Origin of the sequence: Pseudoalteromonas sp. Scap25, assembly GCF_013394125.1 — a bacterium.
Lineage (GTDB): Bacteria > Pseudomonadota > Gammaproteobacteria > Enterobacterales > Alteromonadaceae > Pseudoalteromonas.
Genome location: NZ_CP041327.1, coordinates 1,358,438 through 1,375,235 on the forward strand (window position 1 = coordinate 1,358,438; position 16,798 = coordinate 1,375,235).

Below are 16,798 nucleotides of genomic sequence, written 5' to 3' on the forward strand. Positions count from 1 at the left end.
TTAATGGCTCGCTCATATTATGAGGTGCTATTGAGAAAACGTTTTAAGCTTTTTAATACTGTGTACTAAAAACGGAATATCAAGTCCTTGCTCAATAGAAAACCCTTCAGCCGCGGAAATGTTTCTAAAGTTTCCATCACGATCAATCAGCGTAATTCTATCTTTTTTATAAGCAATTACGACACCTTGTGAGTAATTAACGCCAATATTATTGCTTTTACTGTATAAGTTTTCGCCTAGCATAGTTTGCTTAGCAAGCGCATTACAGTTTAAGTATTGGCCAAGGCTAGTAGCAATAATATCACTAGGTTGAATTAAGCCATTCACTTTAGAAATAAACTTATCTGAGCTATATAGCGTTGACGTGGTCACTATTTCATTGCTGTTTTGAGACACACTAAATGCAAAAAACTCAGTAGCATCATCACGAACCGTTGCATTTTCAGTCGCTTTAATCACCCTGATTGCACTGTCTTTGTGTGCTTGCTCGTTAATAAAGCTCAGCTCATCAATACCAAATACTTTTACACTTCGACGTTGGCTTTGCCAAACGGGTAAGGTTTGTTGCTCAATAATGTCGGTTTTATAAAATGCAGGCAGGCCATACACCAAACCAAATAGCATGTCGCTCTGATCGGTGGGTTGTAAAAATTGTTGGTTTTTATAAATGCTTTTTTTGCTAGCAACAAATTTTGTTAACTGCTCGTCATTATCAAAAACTAAAATATCAACTTTAGCCGCGTTGTAATCTTCACATTTTGCTAATGGGGTAGGTATTTGGTAATTAATACCTTGGTTATTAATTTTAACATTATGTGCCTGTTCGTAGCTTTCAACATCCAATAAGTCGTTTTTAGCGAGTAAACTTTTGGCTGTAGTAGGGTACGAAAGTGGCAGTACGTTGTCTTGCTTGGTGATATCAAACTTTAAATTTGCATCAGCCCAAATATGAATGCTGTGGCTTAATGCAAAACAAATCACTAAAAAAGAACCTGCATAACGCGCAAATTTAAATTGCTTTAAGCGTGCTAGATGGTGCCAAGTAAAGTTACTAACTGTAAGCTGAAAGCCTAAAATAAGTAATACAATACTTCCTGCTAGCAAGGTAGTGAGCGCCGGTGAATTTGTTAAGCGGTGCCACAACAGCGAAATAATTTCAGGCAGTGCTGAGGCATTTAAGTGATAGCCTAAGTTAAAATACACATAAGCGTCTAAAGTCAGTATTGAAGCACCTATTGTTGCTATCACTGCCGCCATGCCGCGAATATGCTGCGGATAGGGGAACACTAAACTTAAAGGAAAGACCGTCAGCACAAACGCTAAAAAGGCAATAAAGCTGGTGTGGCTTAGCCACGTAACCACCATATAAGTGATACCTATATTAGTGGTGGGTGGCGAGTCGGCAAATAAATAGCTTAAGCTAATTAAAAGCGCCAGACCAATATTGGCAAATGTAAACCAATGGCCCCAACTTAATAATTGACTTGCTTTCGATGAAAACTGGTTATGCTGCGATAAATTCATAGAGTTTATTTAACCGACTGAGCGAGTGCTTTTGCAAAGTTCTCAGTAACAGCTTGTCTTTTCCCTGTTGGTACATGCTCTTTTAAGATATGCGTGATAGAATTTCCTAAACACATAAGACTTAAATCAACCGGCGCATTGTGTTTTGATAAAACATCAATAAGCTGATCGACGATTTGTTCTACTTCTTCATTAGAGTATTTTGATAAGATTGGCATCAGTTGGTTCAATAAAAATAGTTATATTCCCGTATTTTAACACCAGAGGCGTGAAAAACAAAGATGGCAATAGATGTTAAAAAATTAGTCGTGCACTATGTAGACAAAAAAGATGACGACACCCAAATTCACCTTCGCAACGACGAAATGATGATCAACGACAAAGTTGCTGTATTCATTGAGCAATTACACCACGCCTACAACGGCAAGCCAGGCAAAGGTTTTTGTGCTTTTAGTGGTGAAAAAAACAGTATTGTAGCCTCTACTATGCAAAGCTATCGTAATAATGAGCTTGGCTTTTGGCATATGACCGAGCAGGCATCAACGGTATTAAAAGAAGAGTTAGATAAATACGCCTTTAATGAAACTGGCTACTTAGTATTTTGTCATTATCAGTACGTGGCTACTGATTATATGTTGATTGCCATGATCAACATTAAAGAGCACTACTCCATGACTTCAGAGCTTGATTTAGCCGCATCGCGCCATTTAGATATTTCGCGTATGCAATTGGCTGCTCGCATTGATTTAACCGCATGGGATACCCAAGCAGACGACAATCGTTATATTTCGTTTATTAAAGGTCGTGCAGGGCGAAAAGTGGCTGACTTCTTTTTAGATTTCTTAGGTTGTGAAGAGGGCATTGATCCTAAGCAACAAAGCCAAGTAATGCTAAGCGCGGTAGAAGACTACTTATCAGAGCAAGAATTTAATAAGTCTGAAAAAGACGATTTACGTAAACAAGTATTTGATTATTGTAACGACTGTGTCACCACAGGCGAAGAGGCTAATGTAAGTGAGCTTTCAGCAACGCTGACCAAAGGCGACGACAACCCGTTTGAGAGCTTTTGTAAAGAGCAAAGCTATGACCTAGAAGAGTCATTTCCAGTTGATAAGAAAACAGTAACAAGTATGGTTAAGTTTTCAGGCTTAGGTGGCGGTGTGAGTATTAGCTTTGAGCGTAAACATTTAGGTGAACGTGTAACATACAACGAAGCAACAGATACACTGGTAATAAAAGGCATTCCGCCAAACCTTAAAGACCAACTGCAACGTTTCATGGAACAAGAGCAAGATTAAACTCACGGCGAGCTGTGAGCTATGGGTTTCGGGCCCTGGCTCGTAACCCGATCCCCACAGCCCGTTAACCTTCGATTGTAACTTTACCCTCTAAAAGCGCAGCGTCTCTTAGCTCTCTTTGTGCATAATTTTCTTAAGATCTAATTGCACGGAGAGAAGAGAATGAGGATTAAATGAGAAGATAAAACAGGTATTAGCAGATAACTGGTAGACGTAGAGCTTGCTCACGTGTGAAGCGAAGCTTCAAATGTTTTAACCTTAACCCGCTCCTCGCAGCCCGAACCCCGTTGCCAGTTACATAAATATCAGGCAATAAAAAACCGCGTTAAAATCAATTAACGCGGTTTTTTTATGCTTTGAGCTAAACTTAGTGCTTATTCAGCATTAAGTGTTTTAGTCATTGCTGAGCTAGCACGACCTGCAGGTTTTACCGAGCCAGGGCGAAGGCCACTGTCAGGGATTAACTCACGTTTGTCATGTGCCATTGCAACTGATGTATGCTTGATTTCGCTATCAGCTACAGGTGTTGGCTGTGCCATTGGCGCACTTGCATGTCCAGCTGTAATCACTGTTTTAGCGTTAACATTAGTAGAGCTCGCTTGCGACACTGTCACAGGCTGACTTTCAACTACAGGCGCTTCTTTAGCTTCTACAGGTGTTTCAGTAGCACTAACCGGTGCAGTTTCTGCTTCAACAGCGACTTCTTCAGTTTGTACTGGCTCTTCAGATTTCACTGGTTCTTCAGTTTTCACTGGCTCTTCAGTTTTCACTGGTTCTTCAGTTTTAACTGGCTCTTCAGCTTTCACTGGTTCTTCAGCTTTCACTGGTTCTTCAGTTTTAACTGGCTCTTCAGTTTTAACTGGCTCTTCAGCTTTCACTGGTTCTTCAGCTTTCACTGGTTCTTCAGCTTTCACCGGCTCTTCCGCTTTTACTGGTTCTTCAGTTTTCGCTAATTCTTCTTCAACAATATTTTGCTCGACTGCATCAGAGGCATCAACAGCCGTTTTGTGTGCCTTTGCTTTTAGCTCTGCTTCATATTCAGCTGCAGCTTGATCAGCAACGGGTACAAACGCAGGCGCTTCATCAGAAGACTTTTCTTGCGCGTTTTCACCTTCAGGGCGACGACGACGCTGACCTGATGCACGAAGATGACGTGGTGAACGACGTGAACGAGTGCGTGTTTGCTCTTGTTCTTCATCTTGTGTTACTGCGTTATCGTTTGAATCAACAACAGCTTCTGCTTGTTCTTTAGCAGGTGCAGGTGCTTTTTCAACAACAGGCGTTTGCTTTTCAACAACAGGTGCTTGCTCTTTCACTTGTGGCTTTTCTTCTTTCCCCACAGGTTGCTCAACAGCTTGTTCTATTGTTTGAACTTGCTCAGCACTTTCGTCTTGTACGCGAACTTTTTTGCGTAAATTACGACGTTGACGACGTACCTTAGGCTTTTGCTCTTTTGGCTCAGCATTCTTATCAGATTTAGGCGCAGTATCCGCTTTTTGAGTTGCCTCTGCTTTTACTTGCGTTTTATCTTCTGTTTTATGCTCAGGACGTTTACGCGTATTTGAATTACGACGGCGCTTATTGCGGTTTTCATTCTTTTCTTGCGTATCGCTTACAGGTGCTGAGTCATTTTTAGTTTCAGACTCTGTATTACGTTCGTTGCGTGGTTTATTACGTGGGTTATTATTGCGACGACGTTGGTTGTTACGACGACGATTATCATTACCACGGTTGTTATTGGTACGCTCTTGAGATTTTTTATCTGTAGACTCTTGTGTTGTTTGTTCACTTTCGCTTGCAAATAACGACTTAATCCATTTACCAAGTGCAGTAAATAAGCCAATTTCAGCTTTTGCTTCTACTACCGGCGCTGCTTTTGCTGCTGCTTGTGGAGCAGGGCTAGAAGGCATAACGACACCTTTAAGCTTCGGCTCTTCACGTACAGGTGCTGCAGGCGATTTAGACATTTCAAATGCTTCAGGCTCAGGCGCAACAACTTGCTCATAACTTACTGTTTCAAGTGTTTCGTCTTTACGTAAACGCATAACTTCGTAATGTGGTGTTTCCATGTGTTGATTAGGAATAATCACTACATCACATTTATGATGCTTTTCAATGCGGTGAACGCTACGACGCTGCTCATTTAATAAATAAGCGGCAACGGCAACAGGCACTTGTGCGTTTACTTGTGCAGTGTTGTCTTTAATCGCTTCTTCTTCAATCAAGCGTAAAATTGATAGTGCAATTGACTCGTTTGAACGAATAGTACCTTGACCACTACAACGTGGACAAACACCTTGGCTTGCTTCACCTAGTGAAGGGCGTAAGCGCTGACGCGACATTTCAAGTAAACCAAAGCGCGAAATTTTGCCAATTTGTACACGAGCACGATCTGGGCGAGCAGCATCTTTTAAGCGGTTTTCTACTTCACGTTGATGACGTGGAGGTGTCATATCAATAAAGTCGATAACAATTAAACCACCCAAGTCACGTAAACGAAGTTGACGTGCAATTTCATCCGCTGCTTCTAGGTTGGTGTTAAGTGCTGTTTCTTCAATATCACCGCCTTTTGTTGCTTTAGACGAGTTGATATCAATAGAGGTAAGTGCTTCAGTAGGGTCAATAACAATTGAACCGCCTGACGGTAAACGCACTTCACGTTGGAACGCAGACTCAATTTGGCTTTCAATTTGGTAATGCGTAAATAATGGTGTGTCACCTTGATAAAGCTTAACGCGGCTCATAAAGTCAGGACGAAAACGCTCAATGTGCGCTTTAGCTTCTTCAAAAACACGTGGTTTATCAATTAAAATTTCGCCAATGTCACGACGTAAATAATCGCGAATAGCGCGGAAAATAACGTTACTTTCTTGGTGAATTAAGAATGGCGCTTTAGCACTGTCTGCCGCTTGTTGAATGGCTTCCCAGTGGACTAATAATGCTTTTAAATCGTAGTTTAGTTCTTCAAACGATTTACCAACACCCGCAGTACGTACAATTAAGCCCATACCTTTAGGTAGTTCTAAACGGCTTAGCGACTCTTTAAGTTCAGTACGCTCATCACCTTCGATACGGCGAGAAATACCGCCAGCACGAGGGTTGTTAGGCATAAGCACTAAGTAGCTGCCGGCAACACTGATAAAGGTAGTTAATGCTGCACCTTTTTGGCCGCGCTCTTCTTTATCAACTTGTACGATTACTTCTTGACCTTCTTTGATCACGTCGCGAATATTCGGACGACCATGGAAGGTGTAACCTTGCGGGAAGTAAGTACGAGCAATTTCTTTTAATGGAAGGAAACCATGACGATCAGCACCGTAGTCAACAAATGCTGCTTCTAAAGATGGTTCAATGCGTGTGATTTTGCCTTTATAAATATTGGCTTTTTTCTGTTCGTGACCTGGGCTTTCTATATCTAAATCATATAGGCGCTGGCCGTCAACCAGTGCTACGCGCATTTCTTCTTGCTGCGTTGCATTGATTAGCATACGTTTCATAATGTTACTCTACTAGTTTATGTCGCTGACATGACGATGTTTTTCTCGCCTGTTCAGGTGTTCCTATTTTTAGAATGTGCAGCCTCACGACTGGGTCTTTAACGGAACGGCTCTGTATTTTGGTACGCAGTATTTTAAATGCCGGCAAACAATAGGGTGTTATCACGCTATTAAATTCTAAAAGGATTCAAATGTGTCGGCTATTTAGCTCAATACACGTTTTATCCAGAAGTTGGCCTGTCATATCAATCTTATTAAATGCATTCATATTAGGTGCGTAGGGCTCTTTAGGTTCAAACCATAGTTTCGTTTTTAAAACTACCGTTATCTATTTTATGAGCAAAAATCGCTACCGATGTTAATGAACGCTTATTTATTAGATTTTTTTAGTTCTAAATAAGCTGCTGTACGTTACTACTACAATATTTGAGCGAATTCTGAACGGCGTGTTTTTACGCCGTCACTATCAGACAAATTATCTGTTCATTGCTTTTACTATCACATTAAAAATCAATTCATGTTCAAACTTAACCTGCAATATATTACGCGCATTGCCGTTAGTTGTGCGCACGTGTTAACTGGGTATGTATAAAAGCTTTGGAAAACTTAACTCGGATCTGTATGATCGGTTACCCAGAATGTGCATCACGAATGTTTTGTTGTGTTAAAAAGCACCGTTGTTATTTGCAAATACTAAATATTTGCGCTGCTGATTATCCCACTATTATAACCGTGTTAGCAACTAAATTATTTTACTTAAATCAGTGATTAGGCAATGTCAGAAAAAACCGGCTTACAAGTAACTTTTGTCACTATCAACGAAGACCACTTAGGTCAGCGTATTGATAACTTTCTTATTACCCATTTAAAAGGGGTGCCTAAAAGCGCAGTTTACAAAATTCTTCGTAAGGGTGAGGTGCGTGTAAATAAAAAACGTATTAAGCCTGTTTATAAATTGCAGCTAGACGACGTTATTCGTATACCGCCAATTAGAGTGTCAGAGCGTGAAGAGTTTGTACCGTCAAAACTCGATAAAGTAACGCGCCTCGAAGACGATATATTATTTGAAGATAAATACCTGATTGTTATTAATAAGCCCTCAGGCATGGCTGTTCATGGCGGTAGTGGCTTAAGCTACGGGCTTATTGAAGCATTACGCGTTTTACGCCCAGAAGAGCGTAGCCTTGAGCTTGTGCATCGGTTAGACCGCGATACCTCAGGTTGTTTACTTATTGCTAAGCGTCGCTCAGTGCTGACCGCTTTGCATGAGCAATTACGCGAAAAAACCATGGAAAAAAATTACTGGGCATTGGTAGAAGGCCAATGGGACTCGAAAACGAAAAATGTAACGGAAGGTTTGCGTAAAAATACCCTTAAATCGGGTGAGCGCGTAGTACGTGTTGATAACACGGAAGGCAAACCGTCGCATACCCGTTTTAAAGTGCTTGAGCGTTATAACGATTGTTCATTAGTACAAGCATCCCCTGTAACTGGTCGTACTCACCAAATTCGTGTGCACACTCAGTGCCAAGGTCATGCCATTGCCTGTGATGACAAATACGGCGACCAAGGATTTGACGAGTCAATGCGTAAACGTGGTTTAAACCGCTTATTTTTACACGCCCATGATTTAAGCTTCTATCATCCGAAAAACGAAACCACTATGCGAGTAGAAGCACCGCTTGATAAAGCACTATCAAGCTGTTTAGTTAAACTTAGAGCAGCAAAAGCGTGAATGTAACGCCGATTAAAAAATATAAACTGGTGATTTTTGATTGGGATGGCACCATTATGGATTCAATTAGCAAAATCGTTAATTGCATTCGCAAAAGTGCCCAATCGCTTAATATTGAGCCGCCAAGTGATACCGCCAGTAAAAATATTATTGGTTTATCGCTTGAAAACGCAATCGCAACCTTGTTTCCTGACCACCGAGAGCATCACGAAGCGCTTATTGCAGGATATAAACAGCAATATGCACTTGATACCACCCCAACACCGGTGTTTGATCATGTTGCACAGGTACTTACTGCGTTAAAAAGCCAAGGTGTAATTTTGGCCGTGGCTACAGGAAAAAGCCGAGTAGGGTTAGATCGTTTATTAGGTGAAAGTGAACTGAGTCACTTTTTTAGTGCTACGCGAACCAGTGACGACGCTAAATCAAAGCCTGCTCCCGATATGCTTTATCAATTGCTTGAAGAGCTAGGGGTAAGTGTTGATGAAGCGCTAATGATAGGCGACACCCAAATAGATATGGCAATGGCAAAAGCCGCTGGCATGGATAGAATAGGGGTAACCATGGGCGTGCACAACGCTGCGCAATTAAACGAATTAACCCCGATTGCAACCGTTGACAACTATCAGCAGTTGCAAAATATATTACTCGGTTAATCAGTTAATTTGCGCTAGGCATTTGCGCTGCTAATACATCAACACCAAACTCAGCCAATAATTGGCTGAGTTTAATCAGTGGTAAACCAATTAAGCTGTTTGGATCATCACCACTGAGTCTTTCAAATAAACAAATACCCAAGCCTTCACTTTTAAAACTTCCTGCACAGTTATAAGGTTGCTCTGCATCGCAATAAGCACTTATTTGCGCCGTTGTTAACGTTTTAAAGGTTACATTGAATGGCTCAACAATGGTTTTGCATTGCTTAGTATGAATATCGAACACACACAAGCCCGTTAAAAAAGTGACTGTTTGCCCGCTAAATAAGCTCAATTGCTTTATTGCGTTTTCTTTATTGTGCGGCTTACCTAATATTTGACCATCAAATACAGCAACCTGATCGGAGCCAATTGCGAGGCCTTGGTCAAAATGATCGACGGCTGCAGCGGCTTTTAATTCGCTGAGGCGCTTAACAAGCATGGTTGGTGTTTCGTTTTTATGCGGCGTTTCGTCAACATCGGGCGAAAACGTTTCAAACGGCAGATTAAATTTTTGTAATAAAGACTGCCTAAATGGCGAGCTTGAGGCTAATATAAGGGAGTGCTTCATGGCATGTTTTCCTAGCGTAAATCAGATTGAGTTAGGATAAATCAGATCCGTGAGTAAAACACGTGAAAAACAACGTAAAATTGGTTTTTTACTTTGACTAACTTACTAACTATCTATATGATGCAGCCCCTATGCAAAAGGTGAAAATTCCCATCACCCTTCATCCGGGCAAAGCAGCTCAGCATCGTTTAAAGTATGACGGCGTTGTACCGCTTGAGAAACTTCCTCGTTTACGAGGGGTTATCCAGGAAGAAGTAGGTGAAATAGCGGTAAAAATTCATTGCAAAAACGATGAGCAAGGTTTAGTTGTGATTAGTGGCAATTTGTCCACACACGTAACTGTCACTTGTCAACGTTGTAATGGTGATTTAGGGTTGGATTTGGATCAAGACTTTGTGTATTCGCCAGTCGGTTTGGATGCAGAGTCAGATGATCTTCCAGAAAGCTACGACGAAGTAGCACTTGATGAAAATGGTGAAATAGACGTATTTGAGTTAATCGAAGACGAACTTATTTTAGCAGTGCCATTAGTGCCTACCCACAACGAAGCTTCATGCAGTTATACAGCAGAGCCTGCCAGCTTTGGTGTTTTAAAGGCGGAAGATGATAAACCAAATCCATTTGATATTTTGAAACAACTTAAGAAAGATTCTTAGGAGAAGACTATGGCTGTACAAAAAAGCAAAAAGTCTCGTGCAAGACGCGGCATGCGCCGTTCACACGATGCGATCAGTGGTCCAACTTTAACTGTAGACCAAACATCTGGTGAGACTCATCGTCGTCACCATGTGACTGCAGATGGTTACTACAAAGGCGTTCAAGTAATTTCTAACTAAGAGATTGCTTATATGCTGACTAATCTAACCATAGCGTTAGATATGATGGGGGGCGATTATGGCCCCCGTTCATCTATCCCCGCAGCCGTTCGTGCGGTAAATGCTAATGCCAACTTAAAACTCATTTTATGTGGCAACGAGCAAGTAATAGCTAAACAACTAGAATCACTCGATTCACTTTCTCATCCCAGATTAATTATTCGCCATTGTAACGATGTTGTTACCAATGCCTGCGAACCCGCTGTTGCTGTTCGCTCAAAAAAAGATTCTTCCATGCGAGTTGCCCTTGATTTAGTTAAATCGGGTGAAGCGCAAGCCTGTGTTAGCTCTGGCAATACAGGAGCGCTATTTTTTATGGCGCATTACGTATTAAAAATGCTTCCAGGGGTGAAACGTCCCGCACTTATCTCTGCTGTACCTACTGAACGTAAAAATCCCGTTTACTTACTCGACTTAGGCGCTAATGTGCATTGTGATGCGCAAATGCTGTATCAGTTCGGCATTATGGGCTCTGTGGTTGCAGGCCAAGCACTTGGCTGCGATAACCCTAAAGTGAGTTTATTAAATATTGGTGCTGAAGATATAAAAGGCCATGAAGAAATTAAGCAAGCCGCACAATTAATGCAACAAAGCGAGCTGATTAATTATATTGGTTACAGTGAAGGCAGCGATATTTTTTCTGGCAAAGCCGATGTTATTGTCTGTGAAGGCTTTGTTGGTAATGTTGCACTTAAAACCTGTGAAGGCATTGCTAAACTTATCATGAAAAAGTTTACCCGTGCCCTCGAAAAGCACGTCGTTTACAAGTGTATGGCGTTTATGTTGGCGCCAATCATAAAAAAACTCTATAAAAGAGTGAACCCCGACCAGTATAACGGCGCTTCTCTGGTAGGATTGCGCGGTATTGTTGTTAAAAGCCATGGAAATGCCTCAGCTAAAGCATTTCATGCCGCAATCGACGAAGCAGTGAAAGAAGTAGAACGTCAACTTCCAGATAAAATAGCTGCTATTTTCGAAAAAACACATTCTAAAGACACGGCGGTTGAATAACAGTTAACGTGCCGTGTTACACATTATTTATTTTGTTTAATTATAAGAGCAAATTATGGCACAAAAAATTGCACTTCTTTTTCCAGGTCAAGGCTCGCAAACTGTGGGTATGTTACAAGAGCTACTAGCGAGTTCTGACATAGTAAAAGCTACATTTGCAGAAGCTTCAAGCGCACTTGGTTACGACCTAGCAGACCTTGTACTTAACGGTCCAGAAGAAAAACTAAATCAAACACACCGTACTCAGCCTGCACTATTAACTGCAAGCGTTGCTATTTATCGTCATTGGTTAGCTGCAAATCCAGATGCAGACGTCGTTATGGCAGGTCACAGCCTGGGTGAGTACTCAGCTTTAGTATGTAGCGATGTGATCAGTTTAAGCGAAGCCGTAAAATTGGTTGAAAACCGCGGTTTATACATGCAAGAGGCCGTACCTGCTGGTGTAGGTTCTATGGCCGCAATTATTGGTTTAGGCGACGATGAAATTAAAGCCGCTTGTGCAGCAGCGGCACAAGGTGAAGTGGTTTCTCCAGTAAACTATAACTCGCCAGGGCAAGTGGTTATTGCCGGTCATAAAGATGCAGTTGATAGAGCCTCTGTTGCTTGTAAAGAAGCCGGAGCAAAACGTGCACTGCCATTATCGGTAAGCGTACCGTCGCATTGTGAACTAATGAAACCAGCCGCAGAAAAATTAGCCGCCGATTTAGCCGCTTTAACATTTAATACACCTAAGTGTGATGTAATTAATAATGTTGATGTAAAAGCTGAAGGTTCAGCAGATGCAATTAAAGAGGCATTAGTGCGTCAGCTATATAGCCCAGTACGTTGGACCGAAACGGTACAAGCACTGGTTGCACAAGGTGTAACGCAAAGTTATGAATTTGGTCCTGGTAAAGTACTAACCGGGCTTGCAAAACGTATTGATAAAGCGATGGTGTGTGGTTCAGTTAACGACCTTGCATCAATCGATTCAGCTAAATAAGAGTATATAAAATGAGTAATTTATTTTCTTTAGAGGGCAAAGTTGTCCTGATCACTGGCGCTAGCCGTGGTATTGGTAAGGCCATTGCAAACACATTAGTAGCACAAGGTGCAAAAGTAGCGGGCACAGCAACAAGTGAGTCGGGTGCGGCTAAAATTAGTGACTACTTAGGTGATAACGGTAAGGGCTATGCGTTAAACGTAACGGATCCTGCATCGATTGAGGCGACATTAGCGGCAATTAAAGCCGATTTAGGTGATATTGATGTATTAGTAAATAATGCCGGTATTACGCGCGATAATTTATTAATGCGCATGAAAGAAAATGAGTGGGACGATATTATCGATACCAACTTAAGCTCTATCTTCCGTTTATCTAAGGCTGTACTTCGCCCAATGATGAAGAAAAAGAACGGCCGTATCATCAATATCGGCTCTGTAGTGGGTACTATGGGTAATGCGGGTCAAGCTAACTATGCGGCCGCTAAAGCGGGTGTTATCGGCTTTTCTAAGTCACTAGCGCGTGAGGTAGCCTCTCGTGGTATTACTGTAAATGTGGTTGCACCTGGTTTTATTCAAACAGACATGACCGATGATTTGACAGATGAGCAAAAAGCAGCAACGCTTGCAAACGTACCTGCGGGTCGTTTAGGTCAGCCAGATGAGATTGCAGCTGCAGTATGTTATTTAGCATCTGACGCCGCTGCGTATGTATCAGGTGAAACTTTGCATGTAAATGGTGCGATGTACATGGTTTAAGTTCGCAATGCGAATTAAATAAACTATAAATTGCATGCGGGTTTGCTAAAAAATATTGAATTTTTCGCAAACTTGCTTTAAACATACTTGAAATCGCTGTGAAAATAAGCGATAAAAGATAAAATAAACACTCAAGAGGTTTGACCAGCAAATTATTTATGGTCAAAAGATTGAATCAGAGAATTATCGGACGTAAACTACGCCGCAATCTGAAAATAACGCATTGGCGTTTTTAATAAAGGAAAGAAGAATGAGCGATATCCAAGAACGCGTAAAGAAAATTATCATCGAACAGCTAGGTGTTAAAGAAGAAGAAGTTAAAAACGAAGCTTCATTCGTTGATGACCTAGGTGCAGACTCTCTTGATACTGTTGAATTAGTAATGGCTCTTGAAGAAGAGTTCGACACTGAGATCCCAGATGAAGAAGCTGAAAAGATCACTACAGTACAATCTGCAATCGATTACGTTACAGCTCACGCTGAGTAATTAATCGCAAATTAAGGGCAGCATTCGCTGCCTTTAATCTTTATATCCAAACCACCTCAAAGTACATGATTCAATTCCAAACCCTCACTCATCATCAGCAATTAAATTGTTATTGCTCAGCGTTGGTTATTGGTTTGAGACTCGCACTTTGAGGTAGCTTGGGTATGATCATCCCCCATACTAATAACATAACTAGCAACAGCGTTAACGCTGAAATAAACTGAGCTAAGTTAATTGGTATAATAATAATTCCTTATTGGAGGCAAACCGTGGCTAAACGTCGTGTCGTCGTAACTGGCTTAGGAATGTTGACGCCGCTAGGCAATGATGTTCAATCAACCTGGCAAGGCTTATTAGATGCTAAAAGTGGTATTCAAAATATTACCCACTTTGATACATCAAAATTTGGTACTCACTTCGCTGGTTTAATCAATGGTTTTGATGCATCGGCTTATATGTCACCAAAAGATGCTAAAAAAATGGATTTATTTATCCAGTATGGCATTGCAGCGGGTGTTCAAGCTTTTCAAGATTCTGGCCTCGAAGTCACTGAACAAAACGCAACACGCATAGGTGTAGCGGTGGGTTCAGGCATTGGTGGCTTAACTCTCATTGAAGAAAACCACATAAAATTATTAAACAGCGGCCCACGTAAGTTATCGCCGTTTTATGTACCGTCTACCATTATTAATATGATCTCGGGTCATTTATCTATAATGCACGGCTTACGTGGTCCTAATATTTCAATTGTAACGGCATGTACTACAGGCCTGCACAACATTGGCCATGCCGCTCGTATGATTGCCTACGGCGATGCCGATGCAATGGTTGCCGGTGGCGCAGAAAAAGCCTGTACACCAATTGGAATGGGTGGCTTTAACGCCGCACGTGCGCTTTCAACGCGTAATGACGATCCACAAGCAGCGTCTCGCCCGTGGGATAAAGACCGTGATGGTTTTGTACTTTCTGATGGTGCCGGTGTGGTGGTTGTTGAAGAATACGAACACGCGAAGGCACGTGGCGCTAAAATTTATGCAGAACTTGTTGGTTTTGGTATGAGTGGTGATGCGTACCACATGACCTCACCACCAGAAGATGGCGCAGGTGCAGCTCTGGCTATGGAAAACGCATTAAATGATGCGCAAGTAAATGCAGAGCAAGTTGGCTACATCAATGCACATGGTACGTCTACTCATGCGGGCGACAAAGCAGAAACGTCAGCGGTTAAAACTATTTTTGGTGATTCAGCTAAAGATGTAATGGTAAGTTCATCTAAATCTATGATGGGTCACTTACTTGGAGCGGCGGGCTCTGTTGAGTCGATAGTATCTATTTTATCGTTGACCGAGCAAAAAGTGACGCCAACGATTAACTTAGATAACCCAGATGAAGGCTGTGATTTAGATTACGTACCGCATACAGCACGTGATGCTAAACTTGATTACGCTTTGTGTAACTCATTTGGGTTTGGTGGTACTAATGGCTCGTTACTGTTTAAAAAGGTATAATCTTTTTTAACAACGAACGACAATAAGAACCCAGTTGTTTAACTGGGTTTTTTTATGTGTAAAAAAATATGCAAACAATAATAACAGCAAGTGAAACCAGTAATATAAGCACCCGTGATAGGGGCTTAAATTATGGCGATGGCTTTTTTACCACTGCAATGGTTACTGATGGACAAGTTGAGCATTGGGCTTATCATAAAGCACGTTTAATTGAATGTGCGCAGCGTTTGGGCTTTCCTGCACTTGAATTTAATGCACTAGAGTCGCACATTACTCAGCAAGTAGCATCACAGGCGCAAGCGGTTGTTAAAATTGTGGTAACACGCGGCGAGGGCGGGCGAGGCTATGCGCCACCAAGCGAATGTAATTTAAATATTATTGTGAGTGTTTTACCTTATCCAGATCATTATAACAGTTTAACAGATGCAGGCATTAGTTTAGCTATTAGCCCGATTAAGCTGGCCGTTCAACCTCATTTAGCTGGACTTAAAACTTTAAATAGGCTTGAACAAGTACTGATCAAAAATGCCCTACAAACTCAGCACAGCGATGATGCGTTAGTCCTTGATTACAACAACAATGTAATTGAAACTTCAGCGGCTAATATTTTTGCAATAAAAAATAATAAAGTATTTAGCCCAAGGCTCGATGAATGCGGTATTAAAGGTGTTTTTCTGCAATCTTTATGTGATAAATTAACCGTTGAATTTAAAACTGTCAGCGTTGATGACCTTACCCAAGCAGACGCCGTATTTTTATGTAACAGCTTAATGAAAATTGTGCCCGTAAAAAGTATAGGCGAGCACTGTTTTGATATTGTGCACAGCCAATCATTACTAAACGAGTTACTAGCCAAGGAGGCTTAGTGTTAAAAGTTATATTATCAGTATTACTACTGGCTTTTTTTAGCTCTGTGATTGGCTACCAGCAATTACAAGCAACCATTCAAACGCCATTAAAGGTAGCCACTAACACCCAATTTAAAGTTGAAAAAGGCACCGGTTTTAATAAGTTATGTCGTCAGTGGCAACAGCAGCAGTGGCTTGAAGATTGCTGGCGGTTTCAAATATTAGCTAAACTCGACCCAACCTTGACCGATTTAAAAGCGGGTTTGTATGAGTTGAGCGTAGATAGCGTAATAAACAACATAAAAAAAATAAACCAAGGTGAGCAAATTAGTTTTAGCTTTACCATTATTGAAGGTCAAGCACTTAGAGATGTATTAAATACGGTAAAAATTGCTCCACATTTACAAAACGATTTAAAACTCGAACAGCTTGGCGAGCAAATAATCGGCAAGCAAACTCACCTTGAAGGATGGTTGTTTCCCGATACCTATCATTATCATAGTAACGACAGCGCGAGTAGTTTATTAAAGCGTGCAGCGCAAAAAATGCAGCAAACACTGGCAGATGCATGGCAGCAACGGGCAAGTGATTTACCTTACAATACCGCCTATGAGGCCCTGATAATGGCTTCTATTATCGAAAAAGAAACCGCGCTTGCCAGCGAACGCCCGTTAATTGCTTCGGCGTTTATTAACCGCTTAAATACCAATATGCGCTTACAGACCGATCCTACCGTAATATATGGACTAGGCGAAGATTTTGACGGCGATATTAAACGTAAAGACTTAAGAAATTACACCCCGTATAATACCTATCGTATTAACGGATTACCGCCCACACCGATTGCCATGCCCTCCAAAGAAGCCATTTTAGCGGCGGTAAACCCGCCCAAAAGCGAGTATGTTTACTTTGTAGCCAAAGGCGATGGTAGCCATCAGTTTTCAACCACATTAAAACAACATAATGCGGCGGTTAACCAGTATATTTTAAATAAAAAGAATTAGTGTTT

General features: G+C 41.3%; 16 protein-coding genes. 12 read left to right on the forward strand and 4 right to left on the reverse strand.

The features are described 5' to 3' along the window. Positions 1 to 27: 27 nt before the first annotated feature. A complete protein-coding gene (locus tag FLM54_RS06240; protein WP_178955746.1) occupies positions 28 to 1,524 on the reverse strand; it encodes a DUF3413 domain-containing protein in 1,497 nt (498 codons plus the stop codon). Positions 1,525 to 1,529: 5 nt separating this feature from the next. Then, positions 1,530 to 1,742 (reverse strand): DUF1414 domain-containing protein, encoded by a 213-nt coding sequence (locus FLM54_RS06245; RefSeq protein WP_008109847.1) that lies wholly within the window; start codon positions 1,740 to 1,742, stop codon positions 1,530 to 1,532. 63 nt (positions 1,743 to 1,805) lie between these two features. Here FLM54_RS06245 and yejK point away from each other — a divergent pair, with 63 nt between their 5' ends. Next, complete coding sequence (yejK, locus tag FLM54_RS06250) at positions 1,806 to 2,822, forward strand: nucleoid-associated protein YejK (RefSeq protein WP_178955748.1); 1,017 nt, start codon at positions 1,806 to 1,808, stop codon at positions 2,820 to 2,822. Positions 2,823 to 3,196: 374 nt separating this feature from the next. On the opposite strand, the gene rne is transcribed toward yejK, so the two are convergent. Further along, positions 3,197 to 6,319: a ribonuclease E gene (gene rne / locus FLM54_RS06255; RefSeq protein ID WP_178955750.1), complete on the reverse strand. Its 3,123-nt coding sequence runs from the start codon at positions 6,317 to 6,319 to the stop codon at positions 3,197 to 3,199. Positions 6,320 to 7,094: 775 nt separating this feature from the next. On the opposite strand from rne, the gene rluC reads away from it, so the two are divergent. Next, positions 7,095 to 8,054: a 23S rRNA pseudouridine(955/2504/2580) synthase RluC gene (rluC, locus tag FLM54_RS06260; protein WP_054200702.1), complete on the forward strand. Its 960-nt coding sequence runs from the start codon at positions 7,095 to 7,097 to the stop codon at positions 8,052 to 8,054. After that, the gene (locus FLM54_RS06265; RefSeq protein WP_178955752.1) at positions 8,051 to 8,710 is read left to right on the forward strand and encodes an HAD-IA family hydrolase; all 660 of its coding nucleotides are present in this window, start codon (positions 8,051 to 8,053) and stop codon (positions 8,708 to 8,710) included. Before rluC ends, FLM54_RS06265 begins: the two co-directional genes overlap by 4 nt. Before the next feature lie 4 nt (positions 8,711 to 8,714). Here the strand turns inward: FLM54_RS06265 and FLM54_RS06270 are convergent, their stop codons facing one another. Further along, positions 8,715 to 9,320, reverse strand: a complete 606-nt coding sequence (locus FLM54_RS06270; protein WP_178955753.1) for a nucleoside triphosphate pyrophosphatase — start codon at positions 9,318 to 9,320, stop codon at positions 8,715 to 8,717. Positions 9,321 to 9,451: 131 nt separating this feature from the next. On the opposite strand from FLM54_RS06270, the gene yceD reads away from it, so the two are divergent. The 9 genes from yceD (at position 9,452) to mltG (ending at position 16,793) form a co-directional block, all read left to right on the forward strand. Next, the gene (yceD, locus tag FLM54_RS06275) at positions 9,452 to 9,976 is read left to right on the forward strand and encodes a 23S rRNA accumulation protein YceD (RefSeq protein ID WP_008109862.1); all 525 of its coding nucleotides are present in this window, start codon (positions 9,452 to 9,454) and stop codon (positions 9,974 to 9,976) included. A gap of 9 nt (positions 9,977 to 9,985) precedes the next feature. Beyond that, positions 9,986 to 10,156 carry a 50S ribosomal protein L32 gene (gene rpmF, locus FLM54_RS06280; protein WP_008109865.1) on the forward strand — a complete coding sequence of 57 codons (171 nt, stop codon included), beginning with the start codon at positions 9,986 to 9,988 and terminating at the stop codon, positions 10,154 to 10,156. A 12-nt stretch (positions 10,157 to 10,168) separates the two neighbouring features. After that, positions 10,169 to 11,206, forward strand: a complete 1,038-nt coding sequence (gene plsX / locus FLM54_RS06285) for a phosphate acyltransferase PlsX (RefSeq protein ID WP_008467405.1) — start codon at positions 10,169 to 10,171, stop codon at positions 11,204 to 11,206. 55 nt (positions 11,207 to 11,261) lie between these two features. Then, positions 11,262 to 12,188: an ACP S-malonyltransferase gene (fabD, locus tag FLM54_RS06290; RefSeq protein WP_178955755.1), complete on the forward strand. Its 927-nt coding sequence runs from the start codon at positions 11,262 to 11,264 to the stop codon at positions 12,186 to 12,188. Positions 12,189 to 12,199: 11 nt separating this feature from the next. Further along, positions 12,200 to 12,946 (forward strand): 3-oxoacyl-ACP reductase FabG, encoded by a 747-nt coding sequence (gene fabG / locus FLM54_RS06295; protein WP_010389634.1) that lies wholly within the window; start codon positions 12,200 to 12,202, stop codon positions 12,944 to 12,946. Positions 12,947 to 13,196: 250 nt separating this feature from the next. Next, entirely contained in the window at positions 13,197 to 13,433 is a 237-nt protein-coding gene (gene acpP / locus FLM54_RS06300) for an acyl carrier protein (RefSeq protein WP_008109873.1), read from the forward strand. 269 nt (positions 13,434 to 13,702) lie between these two features. Continuing rightward, a complete protein-coding gene (fabF, locus tag FLM54_RS06305; RefSeq protein WP_178955757.1) occupies positions 13,703 to 14,941 on the forward strand; it encodes a beta-ketoacyl-ACP synthase II in 1,239 nt (412 codons plus the stop codon). A 68-nt stretch (positions 14,942 to 15,009) separates the two neighbouring features. After that, positions 15,010 to 15,807: an aminodeoxychorismate lyase gene (gene pabC / locus FLM54_RS06310; protein WP_178955759.1), complete on the forward strand. Its 798-nt coding sequence runs from the start codon at positions 15,010 to 15,012 to the stop codon at positions 15,805 to 15,807. Continuing rightward, entirely contained in the window at positions 15,807 to 16,793 is a 987-nt protein-coding gene (gene mltG / locus FLM54_RS06315; RefSeq protein ID WP_178955761.1) for an endolytic transglycosylase MltG, read from the forward strand. Before pabC ends, mltG begins: the two co-directional genes overlap by 1 nt. Positions 16,794 to 16,798: the final 5 nt, after the last annotated feature.

Excerpts from the sequence above, each read along its gene's own strand:
- FLM54_RS06240 (WP_178955746.1), bottom strand. The coding sequence starts at position 1,524 with ATGAATTTATCGCAGCATAACCAGTTTTCATCGAAAGCAAGTCAATTA.
- FLM54_RS06245 (WP_008109847.1), bottom strand. The coding sequence starts at position 1,742 with ATGCCAATCTTATCAAAATACTCTAATGAAGAAGTAGAACAAATCGTC.
- yejK (WP_178955748.1), top strand. The coding sequence starts at position 1,806 with ATGGCAATAGATGTTAAAAAATTAGTCGTGCACTATGTAGACAAAAAA.
- rne (WP_178955750.1), bottom strand. The coding sequence starts at position 6,319 with ATGAAACGTATGCTAATCAATGCAACGCAGCAAGAAGAAATGCGCGTA.
- rluC (WP_054200702.1), top strand. The coding sequence starts at position 7,095 with ATGTCAGAAAAAACCGGCTTACAAGTAACTTTTGTCACTATCAACGAA.
- FLM54_RS06270 (WP_178955753.1), bottom strand. The coding sequence starts at position 9,320 with ATGAAGCACTCCCTTATATTAGCCTCAAGCTCGCCATTTAGGCAGTCT.
- yceD (WP_008109862.1), top strand. The coding sequence starts at position 9,452 with ATGCAAAAGGTGAAAATTCCCATCACCCTTCATCCGGGCAAAGCAGCT.
- rpmF (WP_008109865.1), top strand. The coding sequence starts at position 9,986 with ATGGCTGTACAAAAAAGCAAAAAGTCTCGTGCAAGACGCGGCATGCGC.
- plsX (WP_008467405.1), top strand. The coding sequence starts at position 10,169 with ATGCTGACTAATCTAACCATAGCGTTAGATATGATGGGGGGCGATTAT.
- fabD (WP_178955755.1), top strand. The coding sequence starts at position 11,262 with ATGGCACAAAAAATTGCACTTCTTTTTCCAGGTCAAGGCTCGCAAACT.
- fabG (WP_010389634.1), top strand. The coding sequence starts at position 12,200 with ATGAGTAATTTATTTTCTTTAGAGGGCAAAGTTGTCCTGATCACTGGC.
- acpP (WP_008109873.1), top strand. The coding sequence starts at position 13,197 with ATGAGCGATATCCAAGAACGCGTAAAGAAAATTATCATCGAACAGCTA.
- pabC (WP_178955759.1), top strand. The coding sequence starts at position 15,010 with ATGCAAACAATAATAACAGCAAGTGAAACCAGTAATATAAGCACCCGT.